This is a genomic window from Pseudomonas sp. BIGb0558 (genome assembly GCF_024807515.1).
GTDB classification, from domain to species: domain Bacteria; phylum Pseudomonadota; class Gammaproteobacteria; order Pseudomonadales; family Pseudomonadaceae; genus Aquipseudomonas; species Aquipseudomonas yamanorum_A.
Window position 1 is genome coordinate 1 of sequence record NZ_JANUEW010000050.1, and the last position, 19,082, is coordinate 19,082.

Sequence of the window (19,082 nt, forward strand, 5' to 3'; positions counted from 1 at the left end):
CCTTCAGGATGAGCCGGTAGATGCTTTTGGGGTTGCTGCGCAACCCAGCGGGAGCAAGCTCCCTCGCCACAGGGTTGGTGTGAGTCAGGTCTACAGGGGAGCGCTCCAGACTTTTTCGAGTGGCAATTGCGCAACGGCGAAGTGCTGACGCTCAAGATAGCCACAGAGCCAAATGTGGCGAGGGAGCTTGCTCCCGCTGGGGTGCGAAGCACCCCCTTGTAGACCACTGCGGTCCTTCAGGATGAGCCGGTAGATGCTTTTGGGGTTGCTGCGCAACCCAGCGGGAGCAAGCTCCCTCGCCACAGGGTTGGTGTGAGTCAGGTCTACACGGGAGCGCTCAATGCTTGTGCAAACGCCTGGGGGGTAGGGCTTTCCAGCCACGTCGGAACGCCCTCCGCCAGCGTCACCCACGGCTGCTTGTGCCGCACCCAGATATGCGCCACCGGCTGCACGGCCGGGCTCTCATCCAGCGTTCCGACCCGCAGCACAACCAACCCTGGCGCGGCCGTCGTGGTGTTGCAGATCCGCGTATGGCACACCCCGCACAGTTGATGCTCCGAACGCTGCCCATCAACCTCATAGCCATATCCCGTCAGCGCCCCCTCGACCTTCAACGTGTCCGCCGGCAACAGCGCATGCAGGGCAAACGCGCTGCCGCTCCAGGTCTGGCAGTGCTGGCAATGGCAGGCGTACACCGCCAGTGGCGCGTCGGTATTGAGGGTGTAGGTCACGCTGGCGCAGCGGCATTGGCCGGTGAGTGTCATCAAAAACGATCCTGTGCAAAGTGAGGGCGAAACGCCCATCGGGTATGCTCGCCAGCATGCCGCAGCCCCCGTACAAAGAACATCCGCCAAAACTGCCCAGCGGCTCACAGGAAATGTATGAACCCCCCTCTACTTCAATGGGAAACCCAGCGCGCTTTCCTCGCCGTGTTGCGTACCGGCAGCCTGTCGGGCGCGGCCCGTTTGCTGGGGATTGCCCAGGCCACCGCGCGGCGACGGATCGAGGCGCTGGAGCTCAGCGTCGGGGTCAGTCTGTTTATCCGCTCACCCGCCGGGCTGCTGCCCACCGACACCGCCAAGGACCTGATCAGCCACGTCGAAGCGATGGCCGTTGCCGCCAACGCTTTCAACCGCGCCGCCTCGGCCGACGCGGCGCTGGCCGGCGGCACGGTGCGGCTTACCAGCGGCAAGCTGCTGGGGGTGGAGGTACTGCCGCCGATGTTGCGCAGCCTGCGCCGCGACCATCCGCAATTGGCCATTGAATTGAGCGTGTCCAACCGCCTGCAAGCCCTGGCGCTGCAGGAGGCCGACGTCGCCGTGCGCATCCGCCGCCCCACGGAAGCTACGGTGGTCGCGCGCAAGGTCGGCGACCTGCAAGTGGGGTTGTACGCCGCACCAGAGTTGCTGGCGGAGCAGGGCACCCCGGACACCGTGGCGCAATTGCACGGCTACCCGCTGATCGGGCCGGACCGCAATCTGCTGGAGATCGAATTCCTGCGTGAGCGCGGTTTTGACTGTTCGGCACCCCATGCGGTGATCCGCACCGACGATCACCTCGCCCAGTTGGCCGCGCTGCGTGCCGGGCTGGGGATTGGCGTGTGTTCAGGCCAGGTGGCGCAACGTCACGGCCTGGTGCGCGTGCTGCAAGGGCAGGTGGATTTCAATGTCGACGTGTGGATCGCCATGCACCAGGACATGCGCAAGGTGCAGCGCATTGCCGTGGTGTTCGATGCCCTGGGCGGTGCCCTGGCGGATTTTCTTCAGCCGCGATAACGCAGCGCTTCCACCAGCAGCGCAAAGGCGGGCGAGGCCTGGCGACGGCTGGGGTAATACAGATGGAAGCCGGCAAACGGCGCGCACCAGTCATCCAGCACCTGCACCAGTCGCCCGTCCGCCAGATAAGGCGCCACCAGGTCGGCGGGGATGTAGCTCAAGCCGAAGCCGTCGACCGCCGCCTTGAGCAATGGGTACACGCCATTGAACGTCACCTGGCCAGACACCCGCACATTCAGGCTTTCCCCACCTTTGTTGAACTCCCACACATACAGGCCGCCATTGGTGGGCAGGCGCAAGTTGTTGCAGGCGTGATCGGTCAAGTCCCGGGGCGTGCGGGGGATCTCGCGCTGGGCAAAGTAGGCCGGTGAACCCACCACCAGCATGCGCATGTCGGGGCTGATGCGCGTGGCAATCATGCCCTGGGCCACGTCTTCCCCCAGGCGTACACCGGCATCAAAACCGTGGGCGGCGATGTCGACAAAGCCGTAGTCGCAACACACTTCCACGCAGATATCCGGGTACTGCGCCAGGAACGGTTGCAACACCGGCCACAGGATGAATTCCAGCGCGTGGTCCATGGCGTTGATGCGGAGGGTGCCGGATGGCCTGTCTCGCAAATGGCTCAGGCCTTCAAGGCCCACCTGGATTTCATCGAAGTGCGGCCCGACCGTGTCGATCAAGTGTTGCCCGGCTTCGGTGGGCGACACGCTGCGGGTTGTGCGGGTCAGCAGGCGCAGCCCCAGGCGCGCCTCCAGGGCACGGATGGTATGGCTCAGCGCCGATTGGGAAACCCCGAGTTTGGCCGCCGCCTTGGTAAAGCTGCGCTCACGGGCTACCGCCAGAAAGGCGAGCAGGTCATTGGCGTTTTCCCTGAGCATTGGTGAGTCATCCTCATAAGTATTTTCGGATTCTAGCGTCTAATTATCACAATCCGTAACTGTTAGATTGGAATCAGCCCCTTCATCCGGAGAACGACCATGCTTAAACGCACACTCGGTAACAGCCAGCTTGAAGTCTCGGCCCTGGGCCTCGGTTGCATGGGCATGAGCTTTGGCTACGGCCCCGCGGCCGACAAACAGCAGATGATTGCCTTGCTGCGCAACGCAGTTGAGCAAGGCGTGACCTTCTTCGATACCGCCGAAGTCTATGGCCCGTTCATCAATGAAGAACTTTTGGGTGAAGCCCTGTCGCCGCTGCGTGAGCAGGTGGTGATCGCCACCAAGTTCGGCTTTGCCCTGGACCCGTCCGGCAACGGCAAATGGTCGGGTCTCAACAGCCGGCCGGAGCATATTCGCCAGGTGGCCGAAGCCTCGCTCAAGCGCCTGAAGACGGATGTTATCGACCTGTTTTATCAGCATCGCGTTGACCCGAATGTGCCGATCGAAGAGGTGGCCGGTGCCGTGAAGGATTTGATCCAGGAAGGCAAGGTCAAGCATTTCGGTTTGTCTGAAGCCGGCGCCTCGACCATCCGCCGCGCCCACGCCGTTCAACCGGTGACCGCGTTGCAAAGCGAGTACTCGCTGTGGTGGCGCAAGCCCGAGGCCGAGGTGTTGCCACTGCTGGAGGAACTCGGCATTGGCCTGGTGCCCTACAGCCCTTTGGGCAAAGGCTTTCTGACGGGCAAGTTCGACAGTCACAGCACCTTTGACAGCTCGGACTTTCGCAGCAATTTGCCACGGTTCACGCCTGAAGCCTTGCAGGCCAACCAGGCGTTGGTGGAGTTGCTGCGCCAGGTCGCCCAGCGCAAACACGCCACGCCATCGCAGATCGCACTGGCCTGGTTGCTGGCCCAGAAACCCTGGATCGTACCGATTCCGGGCACCACCAAAACCTCGCGCCTGACCGAAAACCTGGGAGCGGTGGAGGTGCACCTCAGCGCGGCAGAACTCAGTGAGCTGGACGTCGCCGCTGCCAACATCGCCGTGCACGGCGACCGCTATCCCGAAGCCCTGGAACGGATGACCGGGCTATGAAAACCAGCCTCGCAGCCACTGCGCTTTCACTCTCATTACTGGCACTCGACTCACAGGCACAGGAGTCCCCCATGCTGACCATTACGCCCAACGGTTCCCAGCCTTCAGCCAAAGGCCCGGCGGATTATTTCACCGGCACAGTGCGTGTCGACTCACCTTTCAAGGGTACCGACGCCGCGCGCGTCACCGGCGCCTTCGTCACCTTTGAACCGGGCGCACGTACTGCCTGGCACACCCATCCCCTGGGGCAGACATTGATCGTGACCGCAGGCCTGGGCCAGGTTCAGGAATGGGGCCAGCCAGTGCGGGCAATTCGCCCCGGCGACACCGTGTGGATTGCCCCCGGCGTCAAGCATTGGCATGGCGCCACGGCCAACACCGCCATGACCCATATCGCGATCAACGAGATGCTCGATGGCAAGGTGGTGGACTGGATGGAGCAGGTCAGCGACGAGCAGTACGCGGCGCAGTAATCAGCTTCAGCGCCGCAACTGCGGCTCGCCTTCGATGCAACTCACCAGAAACTCCATCACCACCTTCACCGAAGGCGAGCGGCGCATGTCGGGATACACCGTCAGCCAGATATCGCGAACCGGGCCTTCGGTATTGGTTGCCAGCCGCACCAATGCCGCGTCGTGATCACCCACCAGCGTGGGCAACACCACCGCGCCGACCTGGGCCCGGGCGGCCATCTGCTGGGTAATCAGGTCGCTGGCGGCAAAGGCAATCGTGCGGTTGCCGCGCACCTGATGCATCCACGCCTGTTGGGGCAGGTGGTCGCGGGTGGCGTCATAGGCAATGAACGTCCACTGTTCGGCGGGTAACTGCTTGAACTCGGGCGTGGCATAGAGCCCGAAACGCACGGCGCCGACCTTTCTGCGCACCAGCGCTTCTTCGTCGGGACGCACGGTACGCAGGGCAATGTCGGCTTCGCCTTTGTCCAGGGCGGCGAGGGTCGTCGAGGACATCAACACGATATTCAGCCTGGGATACTGCGTCCTGAACCGTGCAACGTGGGGTGCGATGCAGTGGATGGCAATCGACGGCGGGCAACTGACCCGCACAGTGCCGGCCACCTCGATCGAGGCCACGCGGGACAGGCGCATCACTTCAGTGGCCATCTCGCCCATCCCGGCCGCCAGTTTCGCCAGTGCCAGGCCTTCCTCGGTGAGTGGCCGGCTGCGGGGCAGGCGGTCCACCAGTTTGACGCCGAGGGCTTTTTCCAAGGCATCGACGCGTCGGCCCACGGTGGCGTGTTCCACCTGCAGCTCGCGGGCGGCCGCCGACAGCGACCGGGTACGCGCCAGTACGGTGAAGAAATACAGATCCTGCCAATCAAACATCGGGTTATTTCCGCACGGAGGGTGGGAGGTATTGGGGAATTCTCGTACAGAGTGGTGCCTTTTACCATGGCGCATTCCCACCGCAAATGGAGTTGTCCCACGATGAAAGCCCTCACCCTTGAAACCTACGGCGGCCCTGAGGTCGTTCAACTGCGTCTGGATATGCCCAAGCCCCGGGTGACGCCCGGCCATGTGCTGATCAAGGTGGCCTGCGCCGGGATCAACTTTATGGATGTACACACCCGCCAGGGCAAGTACGCCCAATCGGTGACTTACCCGGTGCGCCTGCCGTGCACCCTGGGCATGGAAGGCGCCGGTGTGGTGGTGGAAGTGGGCGAGGGCGTGAGCCATCTGGCGCCGGGCGATCGGGTGGCGTGGTGCATCTCCTGGGGCGCGTTCGCTGAATACGCCAGTGTGCCTGCGGCGCGGGTGGCGCAAATTCCGAATGCGATCGGCTTCGATCAGGCGGCGGCGTCGATGTTTCAGGGCTGCACGGCGCACTACCTGATTGAAGATGTGGCCCGGTTGCAGGCGGGCAACAGCTGCTTGATCCATGCGGCTTCCGGCAGCATCGGCCAGTTGCTGGTGCAGATGGCCCATCGACTCGGCGCCACGGTATTCACCACCGGTAGCAGTGCCGAAAAATGTGCGATTGCCCTTCAGCGTGGTGCGGATCACGCCTGGCCGTACGACGGGTTTTCCGAGCGAGTCTTGCAGGCAACGCAGGGGCAGGGTGTGGACGTGGTGTTCGATTCGGTGGGCAAGGCCACGTTGCGGGAAAGTTTCAAGGCGTGCCGCACGCGGGGGCTGATCGTCAATTACGGCAATGTCTCCGGCTCGATCACTGATCTGGACCCGATGGAGTTGGGGGAGGCTGGATCACTGTTCCTGACTCGCCCACGGCTGAATGATCACATGGCCGACGGCCCGACCGTGCAACGGCGTGCCAATGCGGTGTTCTCGGCGATGCTTGAGGGTTCGCTGACGGTGGATATCGAAGGGCATTACACCCTGGAACAGGTTCAGCAGGTGCATGCACGGATTGAAGCCAGGCAGCAGATTGGCAAGGCGGTGGTGTGGCTGGATCGTGAGCTGTGTTAACAGCGAACGGCGACTTACGTTGGCGAGAGAGCTTGCGTGGCGAGGGAGCTTGCTCCCGCTGGGCTGCGAAGCGGCCCTAAAACCTGCCAATGGGGTCTCCCTGAAGAAATGCGGTGCATTCATTGGGGCTGCTGCGCAGCCCAGCGGGAGCAAGCTCCCTCGCCACACAAGCTCCCTCGCCACAGGGTTTTGTGGCGCTGTTGAAGAGTGGTAAACAGCAGGCGAAAAAAAGCCGGCTGATCAGGCCGGCTGGGGGTGAACCGCAAACAGTTGGGGTTATGCGCGGTTTTCCATCAGGCGGTCTGCACCACCTTCGGCTACACGGTTGCCTTGAAGACGCTCTGCACCACCTTCAGCTACGCGGTTTTCTTGAAGGCGGTCAGCACCACCTTCAGCCACGCGGTTTTCTTGAAGACGATCAGCACCACCTTCAGCTACACGACGTTCCAGCAACCGATCAGAACCACCTTCCGCCAGACGACGTTCCAGCAAACGGTCCGAACCACCCTCAGCCACGCGGCTGTCCATCAGGCGATCCGCGCCGCCTTCAGCGAGGGCAGGTTGGGTAAAGGCGCTTACAGCAAGTACCGAGAAAGCGAGGCTAAGCAAGAGTTGGCGTTTCATGATGGTGTGCTCCGGGATGTCATTGGTTGGTATGGATGTGATGGTACGCGGTGGATTTTTTTAGAGAACTTCATTGCGCTGATGGTGACTATCGACGCCAGCGATGGCCCGTTTCCCCGGGCCATCGCGCCGACCATCACGGCATTTCAGGCAGTTCCCGAGGGCGCAGGTCGAACACCAGCACTTCGGCATTCTCGCCATGGCTCAGGTGAATCTCCCGCTCATCGCGTACTCGGGCACCGTCGCCTTCGTGCAAGCGCTGGCCGTTGACTTCAACGCTGCCCCGCGCCACATGGATGTAGGCATAGCGCTCCGGGGCCAGGGTGAGGCTCGCGGTTTCAAAGCCGTCGAACAGCCCGGCATACACCCGTGCATCCTGGCGTACGCCAAGGGCGCCATCGGTGCCTTCCGGCGAAATGATCAACTGCAACCGGCCGCGTTTTTGCGCTTCGGTGAAGTGCTCCTGCTGATAGCGCGGTTCGGCGCCGGCCACATTCGGCACGATCCAGATTTGCAGGAAGTGCACGCCCTGGGTGTGGCTATGGTTGAACTCGCTGTGGGCCACGCCGCTGCCGGCGCTCATCAGTTGCACGTCGCCTGGGCGAATCACCGAGCCGGTGCCCAGGGTGTCCTTGTGTTCCAGGGCGCCTTCGAGCACATAGGAGAAAATCTCCATGTCGCGGTGCGGGTGCTGGCCGAAGCCCTTGCCGGCGGCAACCCGGTCATCGTTGATCACCAGCAGGTCGGAAAAACCTTGCTCCTTGGGATTCCAGTAGTTGGCGAACGAGAAGGTGTGAAACGACTTCAACCAACCGTGATTGGCGGCGCCGCGTTCCGAGGCTTTGCGAAGGGTCAGCATGGGGTGTTCTCCTCAAGGGAAGCTGGCTGCGAGATGCAGGGCTTCGGTGTGAGGAGAAGGTTACTGGTTAACGATAGGTTGATTAATAAGCTGGAATCGGAATGACTGTCCTGTATCAGTTGACAGTTGATGGCATGCCATAATGCGTGGATTCATCTCCCTGAATGGACAATTCCCTACAATGAAAACCGTGGCCATGGCGCTGTTTCCCGACTTCCTCCTGCTCGACATGGCCGGGCCGCTGGAAGTGTTCTCCATTGCCAATCGCTACCTGGAACCGTCCGCCCACTATCAGATCCTGACCCTCGGGACCGAGCCCGGGCCGTTGCGGGCCTCCAATGGCGTGGTGGTGCACCCCGACCTGCCACTGGACCAGGCCCACGAGGCGTATGACTTGCTACTGGTGCCCGGCGGCCCCGGTGCCTACAACGAATGCCACCCGGCCTTGTTGCCGTGGCTCAAGGCGGCCGCGCCCCGCGCCGGGCGGTTCGGCTCCATCTGCACCGGCGCCTTCGTACTGGGGTACGCGGGCTTGCTGGACGGCCAGCGCGTGACCACCCATTGGCATTACACCGAGCGGCTGATCAAGGCCTTTCCCAAGGCCATCGTCGAGACCGACCGCATCTACTTGCAGGACGGCCGACTCATCACCTCGGGCGGCGTGACGGCGGGCATTGACCTGGCGCTGTCCATCGTCGCCCAGGACCACGGCAAGCAAGTGGCGGTCGATGTGGCCAAGGTGTTGCTGGTGGTCATGAAGCGCCAGGGCGGCCAGGCTCAGTTCAGCCCGATGACCGCTGCGGTGGCCCCGCAGGAAACTGCGATTACCCGGGTGCAGACCTACGTGCTGGAGCGGCTGGACCAGGCCTTTACCATCGAGTCCATGGCGCAACTGGCGGGCATGAGTACACGGCACTTTGCACGGGTGTTCGCCAAGGAAGTGCAGATGACCCCGATGGCCTTCCTGCAAGGTGCGCGCATCGATCGCGCCCGGCTCTTGCTGGAGAGCAGCGACCTGCCGCTCAAGACCGTCGCGTTTCACGCAGGCTTTGGCAGCGTGCGACACATGCGTTTTCTGTTCAGTGAAAAACTCGGCTTGAACCCGACTCAATACCGCCAGCAATTCAGCTGATGTCCGTCTGGCGCACCTGAATGTCCGTGTGGATCCCTGTGCCAGCATTGTCCTGTCACCGGTAGCTGGCAAGATAGCTGTCAGTCCCATGGAAAAGGATGCGCAGACGCCCAAGGCCGGGTGTTTCAGCGCTTTGACGAGCATGAACAGCCTTCATACGATTGAACCGGAATGCGCAGTGCGCTTCGGCCCCTTCACCTTCTATCCCCAGCAGCGCCTGGTGTGCGAAGAGGGCAGGCCGCTGCCGTTGGGTGGGCGCGCCCTGGACATTCTCGCGGTGCTGGTGGAACAGGCCGGGGAGTTTGTCAGCAAGGCGACGCTGATCGCCCGGGTGTGGCCGTGCAGCGTGGTGGAGGAGAACAACCTGCGGGTGCACATCGCGGCCTTGCGCCGTGCCCTGGCCGATGGCGAGGGCGGGCGGCGCTATATCATCAACCTGCCGCAGCGCGGCTATTGTTTTGTCGCGACGCAGCCGCTGCGCGCGGAACCTGCGCAGCCTTTGCCTGAACATAACCTGCCGGCTCGTCTTGTCCCGGTGTTTGGCCTGGATCCGCTGGCGCATGCCCTTGCACGACGTTTGCCGGGGCAATCGCTGATGACGCTCACCGGGTGCGCGGGCGTCGGTAAAACTACCCTGGCCCTGCACCTGGCCGAGCAGGTGCTGGCGCGTTATCGCGACGGTGTGTGGCGGGTGGAGTTGGCCGGTATCCGCCAGCTATCGGGTGTGGTCGGTGAACTGGCCAAGGTACTCGGGATCGCCGTTGAACCGGGTGGCACGTTGCAAGGTTTTTGCCGGCAACTGGCGTCGCGGCAATTGCTGTTGGTCCTTGATGGGTGTGAACAGGCATTGGCCGCGTGTCGCAACCTGGTGTTCGCGCTACGGGAAATGGCGCCCGGGGTGACGCTGTTGCTGAGCAGTCGCGAAGCCTTGCACATTCCCGGCGAGTGGGTTCAGCGGGTGCCGGCGCTGGCACTGCCGCCGTTGTCCGCATTGGCCGACGTCGACGATGCGCTGGCTTATCCTGCGGTGCAGCTATTTGTCAGCCGGGCCCAGGCTTGCCAGCAGGGCTTTGGCTTGCGCAGCCAAGACCTTGCGCCCCTGCGGGATATCTGCCGGCGTCTCGACGGTATCCCGCTGGCCCTGGAACTGGCGGCGGCCCAGGTCGATGCCCTGGGCATCAAGGGCCTGCAAGTGCAGTTGGCGAATGGCTTGCTGGTGCTGACCCGCGGGCGGCGCACGGCCGTTGGGCGTCATCAATCCATGAGCGCGGCACTGGACTGGACCTACGAGCGCTTGAGCCTGCCGGAGCGCTGGCTGTTTCTCCAATTGGGCTTGTTCAAGATGGCAGTGACTGTGCCGACACTGGGCGCGCTGATTGCCGGCACGGAACTGGAACACGCCGACTTGCCTTATCTGCTGGCACGGTTGGTAGCCACCTCGCTGCTGACCGTCGAACCTGGCCCCGGCCCCCGGCGTTATCGCCTGCTCAACAGCGTACGCGCCTACGCGTTGGCCCGCCTGGGTGACCCCGACCAGGTGGCCCTGTTGCAGCAGGGCTACGGGCATTACCTTGGGCCGTTTTCAGGCCGGCAGTTTGTGGTGCAGTTCGTCGAGCAGGCCGCGCACGCTCACTAGGTCCGGTGTGGAAAACCCTTCGGTAAAGCGCCCATGGACGCTTTGCAACAGGTCGCGCGCGGCGGCGTATCGGCCCTCGCGCTGCCATAACCGGGCCAGTGACATAGCGCTGCGCAGTTCCCAGGCCAAGGCTCCCTGCTGATGAGCCAGCCCCAGCGCCTCCAGCAACAGGCTTTCCGCCGCCTGCGTTGTGGAGGGGGCAGCCTGGCGCAGCAGGGACTCGGCCCGCGCCCGCAGGATCTCTGCGGTGCACCAGCCCGCAGCACCCTGGCGGGCGCGTTCGAAGCAGGCCTCATCCACCTCCCGGGTGTGCAGGGTCACCACGATGTCCCTGATCAGGCCCAGGCCCGGGGTGGCGTCCTGGTGCACCACGCCGTCCAGTGCCCACGCGTAATGCCTGGCCCAGGTGTCGAACAGCAGCACCGAGTGTTTTCGAGCCTGCTGCACTAACAGCTCCAGCATTGATCTTGCGGCCCCGTCGTCGCCGTTGTAGTGGGCAATGACCACACCCGCGAGGGCCAGCGTGTAGCAGATCGAGGTGCCGTGATTGATTTGCAGCGCCAGCTCCAGCGCCTGGCGCGCAGTGCGCCAGGCGCGTTCCGGGAAACCCTGGAGCCAGAGGATGCGCGCCAGCACCGTCAGCGACGCCACGCTCTGGTCGTATTGCACGCCAAATCCATGGGTAAACCGATTGAGATGGCCGCTGTGGGCCATGCGTTGCATCACCTGTTCGGCGTTGTGCCGCGCCAGCGCCTGGTTGCCGGCGAAATGTTGCGCCAGTACCCGCAGGCGTTGTGCGCTCAAGTCCAGCAGCGGTAGGGCGTCGGGGTCCAGGCGGTCAAAATGCAGGCTTTGGCGCAGGGCCTGGCGGTAATTGCCGTTGCACAGGTTGACTGCCATATGGCCGGACACGGCCCTGAGCTGGCCGGCGAGATCGCGGCTGCCTTCAGCCAGTTGCCGTGCCTGCTCAAAGGCGTTGATGGTCTGCGGGGTTGCGCCCTGGGTGTGATAGGAAAAGCTGCCCAGGGCCAATTGCAGTTGCAGGTGCAAGTGCGCGCAGGGTGCAGCCGACTGTTGAAGCAACGCCAGGGCCTTGCCCACATACAAACCATGTTCGGTGAGCAGCGACAGTTCCTGCCACAGCGGCATCGCGCTGACCGTCAAGCGGATGGCCAGCAGCGGCGCGCCGGCCTGGCTCAACCCCCAGTCGAGGGCCGCCCGCACATCTTCGCGGCACGCTGCATAGCGGTCCAGCCATTGCTGGGTGGGCACTCGTTCCCAGTCGGCTTGCGCCTGATTCATCAGGGTCAGGCATCGGGCGGCGTGTCGCTCACGGCTGGCCTCCAGCTCGCAGGCGGCACTGAGTTTCTCCAGGGCATAGGTGCGGGTGATGTCCAGCAGCCGATAAGCCACCTCTTCATCGCCCACCTCAACGGTGAGCAGGGACTTGGCCACCAACTGCGTGATCGAACCCAGCACCTGCGTCGGTTCAATGTGCTCAGCTGCGATCACCGCCGCCGCCGACTCCAGGGTGAAGCCTCCCCGGAACACTGCCAGGCGGCGCAGGCACACCTGTTCGCAGGTGGTCAGCAGATCGAAGCTCCACTCCAGGGTGGCGCGCAGGGTCTGGTGCCGGGGCAGGGCGCTGCGCCGGCCGCGGGTCAACAGGCGGAAATTATCCTCCATCTGCACCAGCAGACCCTTCAGGCCAAAGCGCTCGATTTGCGCCGCCACCAGTTCGATCGCCAAGGGAATGCCGTCCAGGCGCCGGCAGATATCAATCGCCAGGGGCAGGTCGGCGTCACTCAGTTCAAAGCCGTCCCAGCGCGACAGCGCCCGCTCCACCAGCAATTGCAGCGCCGGGTACGCCATGGCTTCGGCGCGATCGCCAGTGGCCGGCGGGCACGCCAAAGGCTCCAGGCGTTGCACGAACTCACCTTCGGCGCGCAGCGCTTCGCGGCTGGTGGCCAGGATGTGCAACTGCGGGGCATTGCGCAGCAGGGTTTCGCTGATCAGCGCAATGTCGTCGAGCAGGTGCTCGCAGTTGTCGATCACCAGCAACATTTGCCGCTCACGCAGCAGGCCGGCGAGGCCGCACAAGGGCTCGTGACTGGGTGGCGTCAGCTCCAGCAGGGCGGCCAGGTTGGGCACGATCATCGAGGGTTGGCTCAGGGGCGCCAGGTCCAGCAGGCGGATGCCGTCGCGGTACCGTCCGATCAGCAGTTCGGCCACCCGCAAGGCGACGGTGGTCTTGCCGATACCGCCGGCACCCGTGAGGGTGATGAAGCGGTGTTGCGGCAACTGTTGCACCAGGCTTTCGATCAGGGCCTGGCGCCCGAGCATCCGGGTGCGGCGCAGCGGCAGGTTGTGCCCTGGATGGGCCGCTGGGCTGTGGCCTTCCAATGCAGTGGGCTCGACACTCAGGGGTGCCACAAAACTGTAGCCACGCTGTGCCACGGTGACGATATAGCGCTGCCCGGCCTGGCCGTCGCCCAGGGCCTTGCGCAGGGCCGCCATGTGCACCCGCAGGTTGCCATCCTCCACCACGGTCTTGGGCCAGACCCGGGCGATCAGCTCCTGCTTGCTCACCACCTGGCCGGCGTGCTCCAGCAAAATCAGCAGGATATCCACCGCCCTGCGGCCCAGGCGCAACGGCCGGCCACCCTCCAGCACCACGCGCTGGCGCGGGTGGATCCGGTAGGGGCCGAAATGCATGGCCTGGTCGCTGGGGTTGCTCATGCGCGGTCTCTGGCGCGGGGTCTGTGGTGCATATTCCAGAGGTTTGTGCCGGGGTGCAATCACCACTAGGCGGCGACCACGCGCAGTTGGTGGTTTCGCCAGGTCATCGGGTTCACGCCTTCGCTGCGGCTGAAAATGTGGCAGAAGTGCGCCTGGTCGCAAAAACCGCACTCCTGGCTGATTTGGGTCAGGCTCAACCCAGAGCTGATGATCAATTCCTTGGCCCGCTGGATACGTTGTTGCCGAATCCATTCCTGGGGAGAGAGGCCCGTGGTGCATTTAAAGGCGCGAGAGAAGTGGCTGCGGGACAGGGCGCAGGCGCGGGCCAGCTCGGTGACCTCCAGGCTTTCCCCAAGATTCGCCAGGATCAGCTGTTTGACCATGCGTTCCCGGCGGGTACACAGGCCGCCGGTGGCGGGGGAGTGCGCGTGCCGGTCAGGTGCGATTTGCTCAAGTCGGGCCATGACAGATTCCGCGGTCGATGGGAGCGTTCCCGGTGAGTGAAAGTCCAGTGTAGACGGCCGTATTCTTGGCGCCGGGCTGTCTGGCTGGCGAGTTAATCGTTGTTAATTTCGCCAGGTGACTGCGGAAAAAAGACAGCACAGGCATGCAATTGCACACGCCTTGAACGTGGTTAGCTGACGAGGTCCTCACCTCCCGGGAAACCCTATGAATCGCAACGACTTGCGCCGTGTCGACATGAACCTGCTGGTGATTTTCGAGGCCCTGATGTTCGAAAAGAACCTGACCCGGGTGGCCGAAAAGCTGTTCATGGGCCAGCCGGCAGTGAGTGCGGCCCTGGGCCGGTTGCGCGACCTGTTCGATGACCCGCTGCTGCTGCGCAATGGGCGCGGCATGGAGCCGACGCCACGGGCAGTGGCGATCCTCAAGGAGTTGCAACCGGCCATGGACACCATCTCCGGCGCGGTCAGCCGTGCAAAGGACTTCGACCCGTCCACCAGCTGTGCCGTGTTTCGCATCGGGCTGTCGGATGACGCCGAGTTCGGCTTGTTTCCGCCGTTGCTCAGCCAGCTGCGCGAAGAGGCACCGGGGATCATCGTGGTGGTGCGGCGGGCAAACTACTTGTTGATGTCGGCGTTGTTGGCCAGTGGCGAGATTTCCGTGGGGGTCAGCTACACCACCGAGCTGCCGGCCAATGCCAAGCGCAAGAAGCTGCGGGATATTCCGTGCAAGGTCCTGCGGGGGGACGACCGGCCCGAGCCGTTGACCCTGGATGACTACTGTTCACGGCCCCATGCCATGGTTTCGTTTTCCGGTGACTTGAGCGGCAACATCGACCTGGACCTCGCGCGCATCGGCCGGGCGCGACGGGTGGTGTTGGCGGTGCCGCAATTCAGTGGGTTGCGGGCGCTGCTGGCCGGCAGCGAGATGATCGCGACGGTGCCCGATTATGCCGCGTGCGCGCTGATCGAAGGCTGCGGGTTGCGGGCCGAGGACCCACCGTTTGCCATCGATGCGGCAGAGCTGTCGATGGTGTGGAGCGGGGTGCACGACAATGACCCGGCGGAACGCTGGTTGCGCTCGCGAATTGGCGAACACATGTCCCGGGCGTTGTAACAGAGCACGTACATCCAATTTTTCCGTGGCACCTGACCCCACACTGCGGTCATCGCTTAGGTATTTACGGGAGGAGCACGATGGACTCAGCAGCGCGGCAAGGCGGCCCGGACGAGGTGGTCACCCTGGTGGTCAAGCACCGCATCAAACCCGGCCTTGAAGCCGACTACGAAGCCTGGCTGCGGCGCATCGTGCGCATCGCCGGTGAACGCCCGGGCCACCTGGGCGTCGACGTGGTACGCAGCAAGCAGGGCGGCCTCGCGCTGTTCACTTGTGTGCTGCGCTACCGCTCCACCGACGACCTGGAGCGCTGGCTGGACTCACCCCAACGCCAGGCGCTGATCAACGAAGCCACGCCAATGCTGGCCGACGGCGACCAGACCGAGATCGGCGCGGTCAACGAGTTCTGGTTTTCGCCCCTGGCCGATAACGCCGCCAAACCGCCGCGCTGGAAGCAGGCGGTGGTCACGCTGCTGGTGATCCTGCCGCTGACCTTGCTGGTGCCGATCATCTGGGGCCCGGTCCTGAGGCTGCATCCGTTCCTGTCCAACTACATCGTCGCCACCTTCCTGGTCACCCTGACCATCGTTGTACTGGTGGTTTACCTGCTGATGCCGGCTGCCACACGCCTGTTCGCGCCCTGGCTTGAAGCCTCTGTAAAGGAAACCCTATGAACGCCGATCTGATTCTGTTCAATGGCCAGTTCCACACCGTGGACCGTGAAAACCCTAGCGCCACGGCAGTCGCCATCCACCAGGGGCGCTTCGTCGCGGTAGGCACCGACGGCGAAGCCCTGGCCTTGCGCGGCAGCGGCACCCAGGTCATCGACCTCAAGGGCCGCACCGTGATCCCCGGCCTCAACGACTCGCACCTGCACCTGATCCGTGGCGGCCTGAACTACAACCTCGAACTGCGCTGGGAAGGCGTGCCGTCCCTGGCCGATGCCCTGCGCATGCTCAAGGACCAGGCCGACCGCACGCCCACGCCGCAGTGGGTGCGGGTGGTGGGCGGCTGGAACGAATTCCAGTTCGCCGAAAAACGCATGCCCACCCTCGACGAACTCAACCAGGCCGCCCCCGACACGCCGGTGTTCGTGCTGCACCTGTATGACCGCGCCTTGCTCAACCGCGCAGCCCTGCGGGTGGCCGGCTACACCAAGGACACACCGAACCCGCCCGGCGGCGAGATCGTGCGCGACAGCAACGGCAACCCCACCGGCATGCTGGTGGCGCGGCCCAACGCGATGATTCTCTACGCGACCCTGGCCAAGGGCCCGAAACTGCCCCTGGAATACCAGGTGAACTCCACCCGCCAGTTCATGCGCGAACTCAACCGCCTGGGCCTCACCAGTGCCATCGACGCCGGCGGCGGTTTCCAGAATTACCCCGACGACTACGCGGTGATCGAACAGTTGGCCAAGGATGAGCAACTGACCGTGCGCATCGCCTACAACCTGTTCACCCAGAAGCCCAAGGAAGAACTCAGCGACTTCAAGAACTGGACCGGCAGCGTGACCCTGCACCAGGGCGACGACTACCTGCGCCACAACGGCGCCGGCGAAATGCTGGTGTTCTCGGCGGCCGACTTCGAAGACTTCCTTGAGCCACGTCCGGACCTGCCCCTGACCATGGAGCAGGAACTGGAACCGGTGGTGCGCCACCTGGTAGAGCAGCGCTGGCCGTTCCGCCTGCACGCTACTTACAACGAATCGATCTCACGGATGCTCGACGTCTTCGAGAAGGTCAATCGCGACATCCCGTTCAACGGTTTGCCATGGTTCTTCGACCACGCCGAAACCATCACCCCGCAGAACATCGAGCGGGTGCGGGCACTGGGCGGCGGCATCGCGATCCAGGACCGCATGGCATTCCAGGGCGAATACTTTGTGGAGCGCTACGGCGCCAAGGCCGCCGAGGCCACGCCGCCGATCAAGCGCATGCTCGCCGAAGGCGTGCCGGTGGGCGCCGGCACCGACGCCACCCGGGTGTCGAGCTACAACCCCTGGACCTCGCTGTACTGGATGGTCAGCGGCCGCACCGTGGGCGGGCTGGAACTGCACGCCGAAGGCTTGCCCCGGCTGACCGCCCTGGAACTGTTCACCCACGGCAGCGCCTGGTTCTCGTCCGAACAGGGCAAGAAAGGCCAGATCAAGGTCGGCCAACTGGCGGACGTGGCGGCACTGTCGGCGGACTTCTTCAGCGTCGATGAAGAAGCCATCAAGTGGATCGAATCGGTACTGACCGTGGTCGGCGGCAAGGTGGTGTACGGCGCCGGCGACTTTGAAGACTTCGCGCCACCCAGCGTGCCGGTACTGCCGGACTGGTCGCCGGTGGTCAAGGTGCCAGGCCACTGGCGCCCGACCTCAACGCTGCAGGCCCAGGTGCACCAGTGCAGCGGCCCGTGTGGCGTACATTCCCATAGCCATGAACGGGCGCGTCTGTCGAGCGTGCCGGTCAGCGACTTCCAGGGTTTCTGGGGCGCGTTTGGCTGCTCGTGTTTTGCCTTCTGAATCAACCCCAAAGGAGTATTCCCATGTCTTACAAACGCCTGAACAAAGATGACGCCGTGGTACTGCTGGTGGACCACCAGACCGGCCTGATTTCGCTGGTGCAGGATTTCTCGCCCAACGAATTCAAGAACAACGTGCTGGCCCTGGCGGACCTGGCCAAGTTCTTCAAGCTGCCGACCATCCTCACCACCAGCTTCGAAAACGGCCCCAATGGCCCGATGGTGCCGGAGCTGAAAGAACTGTTCCCGGACGCCCCGTACATCCCGCGTCCTGGCCAGATCAACGCGTGGGACAACGCCGATTTTGTCCAGGCGGTGAAAGCCACCGGGCGCAAGCAACTGATCATCGCCGGTGTGGTGACTGACGTGTGCGTGACGTTCCCGACGCTGTCGGCCCTGGCCGAAGGCTTTGAAGTGTTCGTGGTTACCGATGCATCGGGCACCTTCAACGAAACCGTGCAACAGGCCGCGTGGGCCCGCATGACGGCTGCTGGTGCACAACTGGTGAACTGGTTCTCGGTGGCCTGCGAGCTGCAAGGGGATTGGCGCAACGACATGGAAGGCCTGGCCAACTTGCTGTCGCCGCGCATTCCCAACTACCGCAACCTGATGAACAGCTACTCGGCGCTGGCGGCCAAGTAACCTCAGGGCCGAAGCAACCTCCTTGTGGCGAGGGAGCTTGCCGTGGCGAGGGAGCTTGCTGTGGCGAGGGAGCTTGCTGTGGCGAGGGAGCTTGCTCCCGCTGGAGTGCGAAGCGCTCCCAGGATTTTTGGGGCCGCTACGCAGCCCAGCGGGAGCAAGCTCCCTCGCCACAGCAAGCTCCCTCGCCACAGGGGTATCGACATTTGATTGGTGGTGATGCGACAACCCGGTTATAAAGAGCTTCAGCGTCCACCGAGAAGCGACAATGAACCCCTTCGAAGACATGCGCCTGTTTTGCCAGGTCATGGAGTCCGGCAGTTTCACCGCCGCCGCCGAACACCTTGGGCTGTCCAAGCAATTTGTCAGCCGCCGCCTGATCCAGCTGGAAGAACGCCTGGGCGTGCGCCTGCTCAACCGCTCCACGCGCCGCCTGGACGTCACGCCCCTGGGCCAGAGCTACTACGAATCCGCCCTGCGCCTGCTCAGTGAAGTCGAGCAAGTGGAGCAGGGCATCGCCGGCCAGAACACCGACCCCCGTGGCACCATTCGCCTGAGCGCGCCGCTGTCGTTCGCCATGGCGCACCTGGGCTGCCTGCTGCCGCTGTTCCTGCAACGCCACCCCCACGTCACGGTGGAAGTGGACCTGAGCGACCGCCCGGTAGACCTGATCAGCGAAGGCTACGACCTGGTGCTGCGCATCGGTATCCTCGAAGACTCGACCCTGATCGCCCGGCGCATCGCCAGCGTGCAACGCGTGTACTGCGCCAGCCCGGACTACCTGGCCCGCCACGGTACGCCCCGGACCCCCGACGACCTGGCCGAGCACGAATGCCTGCCCTACGGCCATGGCCGCCAGGTGCAATGGCACTTCAAGGTCGACGGCAAACCCCACACCCGCAACGTCAGTGGGCGCATGCGCGTCAACAATGGCGAGTTGCTGCGGGATGCTGCGGTGGCAGGATTGGGCATCACCTATTTGCCGAACTTTATCGTCGCCCAAGCCCTGCAGGATGGCCGTCTGGTGACGCTGCTGGAAGACTTCGCGCCCGAGTCCCTGACCCTTTCCGCCGTGTACCCCCAGCACCGCCAGAGCTCGCGCCCGGTGCAGGCGTTGATCGAGTTCTTGCGTGAACGCCTGGCCGGCGGTTTGTAGGAGCGAGCTTGCTCGC

18 protein-coding genes are annotated in these 19,082 nt (G+C 63.8%); 11 read left to right on the forward strand and 7 right to left on the reverse strand.

Going from position 1 to position 19,082, the window contains the following annotated elements; all coding sequences use genetic code 11:
* Positions 1–323: 323 nt before the first annotated feature.
* Positions 324–764 (reverse strand): GFA family protein, encoded by a 441-nt coding sequence (locus M2400_RS30555; protein WP_259198183.1) that lies wholly within the window; start codon positions 762–764, stop codon positions 324–326.
* 117 nt (positions 765–881) lie between these two features.
* Here M2400_RS30555 and M2400_RS30560 point away from each other — a divergent pair, with 117 nt between their 5' ends.
* Entirely contained in the window at positions 882–1,775 is an 894-nt protein-coding gene (locus M2400_RS30560; RefSeq protein WP_177121751.1) for a LysR family transcriptional regulator, read from the forward strand.
* On the opposite strand, the gene M2400_RS30565 is transcribed toward M2400_RS30560, so the two are convergent.
* A complete protein-coding gene (locus tag M2400_RS30565; protein WP_177041548.1) occupies positions 1,763–2,656 on the reverse strand; it encodes a LysR family transcriptional regulator in 894 nt (297 codons plus the stop codon). The genes M2400_RS30560 and M2400_RS30565 overlap by 13 nt on opposite strands.
* Positions 2,657–2,755: 99 nt before the next feature.
* On the opposite strand from M2400_RS30565, the gene M2400_RS30570 reads away from it, so the two are divergent.
* Together M2400_RS30570 and M2400_RS30575 are read left to right on the forward strand one after the other, a co-directional pair.
* Positions 2,756–3,751, forward strand: a complete 996-nt coding sequence (locus M2400_RS30570) for an aldo/keto reductase (RefSeq protein WP_177079914.1) — start codon at positions 2,756–2,758, stop codon at positions 3,749–3,751.
* Positions 3,752–3,822: 71 nt separating this feature from the next.
* Positions 3,823–4,224 (forward strand): cupin domain-containing protein, encoded by a 402-nt coding sequence (locus tag M2400_RS30575; protein WP_017479045.1) that lies wholly within the window; start codon positions 3,823–3,825, stop codon positions 4,222–4,224.
* Between the two features lie 6 nt (positions 4,225–4,230).
* On the opposite strand, the gene M2400_RS30580 is transcribed toward M2400_RS30575, so the two are convergent.
* A complete protein-coding gene (locus tag M2400_RS30580; RefSeq protein ID WP_177115437.1) occupies positions 4,231–5,094 on the reverse strand; it encodes a LysR family transcriptional regulator in 864 nt (287 codons plus the stop codon).
* 102 nt (positions 5,095–5,196) lie between these two features.
* On the opposite strand from M2400_RS30580, the gene M2400_RS30585 reads away from it, so the two are divergent.
* Positions 5,197–6,195, forward strand: coding sequence for a quinone oxidoreductase (locus M2400_RS30585; RefSeq protein WP_259198182.1), 999 nt, complete (start codon positions 5,197–5,199; stop codon positions 6,193–6,195).
* 276 nt (positions 6,196–6,471) lie between these two features.
* On the opposite strand, the gene M2400_RS30590 is transcribed toward M2400_RS30585, so the two are convergent.
* Both M2400_RS30590 and M2400_RS30595 read right to left on the reverse strand, forming a co-directional pair.
* Positions 6,472–6,819: a hypothetical protein gene (locus M2400_RS30590; RefSeq protein WP_259198181.1), complete on the reverse strand. Its 348-nt coding sequence runs from the start codon at positions 6,817–6,819 to the stop codon at positions 6,472–6,474.
* Between the two features lie 136 nt (positions 6,820–6,955).
* A complete protein-coding gene (locus M2400_RS30595; RefSeq protein ID WP_177079910.1) occupies positions 6,956–7,678 on the reverse strand; it encodes a pirin family protein in 723 nt (240 codons plus the stop codon).
* A 181-nt stretch (positions 7,679–7,859) separates the two neighbouring features.
* Between M2400_RS30595 and M2400_RS30600 the strand changes: the two genes are divergently transcribed.
* Positions 7,860–8,810 carry a GlxA family transcriptional regulator gene (locus M2400_RS30600; RefSeq protein WP_259198186.1) on the forward strand — a complete coding sequence of 317 codons (951 nt, stop codon included), beginning with the start codon at positions 7,860–7,862 and terminating at the stop codon, positions 8,808–8,810.
* 88 nt (positions 8,811–8,898) lie between these two features.
* Positions 8,899–10,446 carry a helix-turn-helix transcriptional regulator gene (locus M2400_RS30605; protein ID WP_259198180.1) on the forward strand — a complete coding sequence of 516 codons (1,548 nt, stop codon included), beginning with the start codon at positions 8,899–8,901 and terminating at the stop codon, positions 10,444–10,446.
* Here the strand turns inward: M2400_RS30605 and M2400_RS30610 are convergent.
* Positions 10,393–13,185, reverse strand: coding sequence for a helix-turn-helix transcriptional regulator (locus M2400_RS30610; protein ID WP_259198179.1), 2,793 nt, complete (start codon positions 13,183–13,185; stop codon positions 10,393–10,395). The genes M2400_RS30605 and M2400_RS30610 overlap by 54 nt on opposite strands.
* Positions 13,186–13,250: 65 nt before the next feature.
* On the reverse strand, positions 13,251–13,649 hold the full coding sequence (locus M2400_RS30615; protein ID WP_177041558.1) for a helix-turn-helix domain-containing protein: 399 nt from the start codon (positions 13,647–13,649) through the stop codon (positions 13,251–13,253).
* 205 nt (positions 13,650–13,854) lie between these two features.
* Here M2400_RS30615 and M2400_RS30620 point away from each other — a divergent pair, with 205 nt between their 5' ends.
* The 5 genes from M2400_RS30620 (at position 13,855) to M2400_RS30640 (ending at position 19,066) form a co-directional block, all read left to right on the forward strand.
* Complete coding sequence (locus M2400_RS30620; protein ID WP_177041559.1) at positions 13,855–14,763, forward strand: LysR family transcriptional regulator; 909 nt, start codon at positions 13,855–13,857, stop codon at positions 14,761–14,763.
* An 80-nt stretch (positions 14,764–14,843) separates the two neighbouring features.
* Entirely contained in the window at positions 14,844–15,437 is a 594-nt protein-coding gene (locus tag M2400_RS30625) for an antibiotic biosynthesis monooxygenase (protein ID WP_177121744.1), read from the forward strand.
* Positions 15,434–17,272 carry an amidohydrolase gene (locus M2400_RS30630; protein WP_177121743.1) on the forward strand — a complete coding sequence of 613 codons (1,839 nt, stop codon included), beginning with the start codon at positions 15,434–15,436 and terminating at the stop codon, positions 17,270–17,272. The genes M2400_RS30625 and M2400_RS30630 overlap by 4 nt, the downstream gene beginning before the upstream one ends.
* Positions 17,273–17,295: 23 nt before the next feature.
* Positions 17,296–17,913 (forward strand): isochorismate family cysteine hydrolase YcaC, encoded by a 618-nt coding sequence (gene ycaC / locus M2400_RS30635; protein ID WP_405046202.1) that lies wholly within the window; start codon positions 17,296–17,298, stop codon positions 17,911–17,913.
* A gap of 265 nt (positions 17,914–18,178) precedes the next feature.
* Positions 18,179–19,066 (forward strand): LysR family transcriptional regulator, encoded by an 888-nt coding sequence (locus tag M2400_RS30640; protein ID WP_259198178.1) that lies wholly within the window; start codon positions 18,179–18,181, stop codon positions 19,064–19,066.
* Positions 19,067–19,082: the final 16 nt, after the last annotated feature.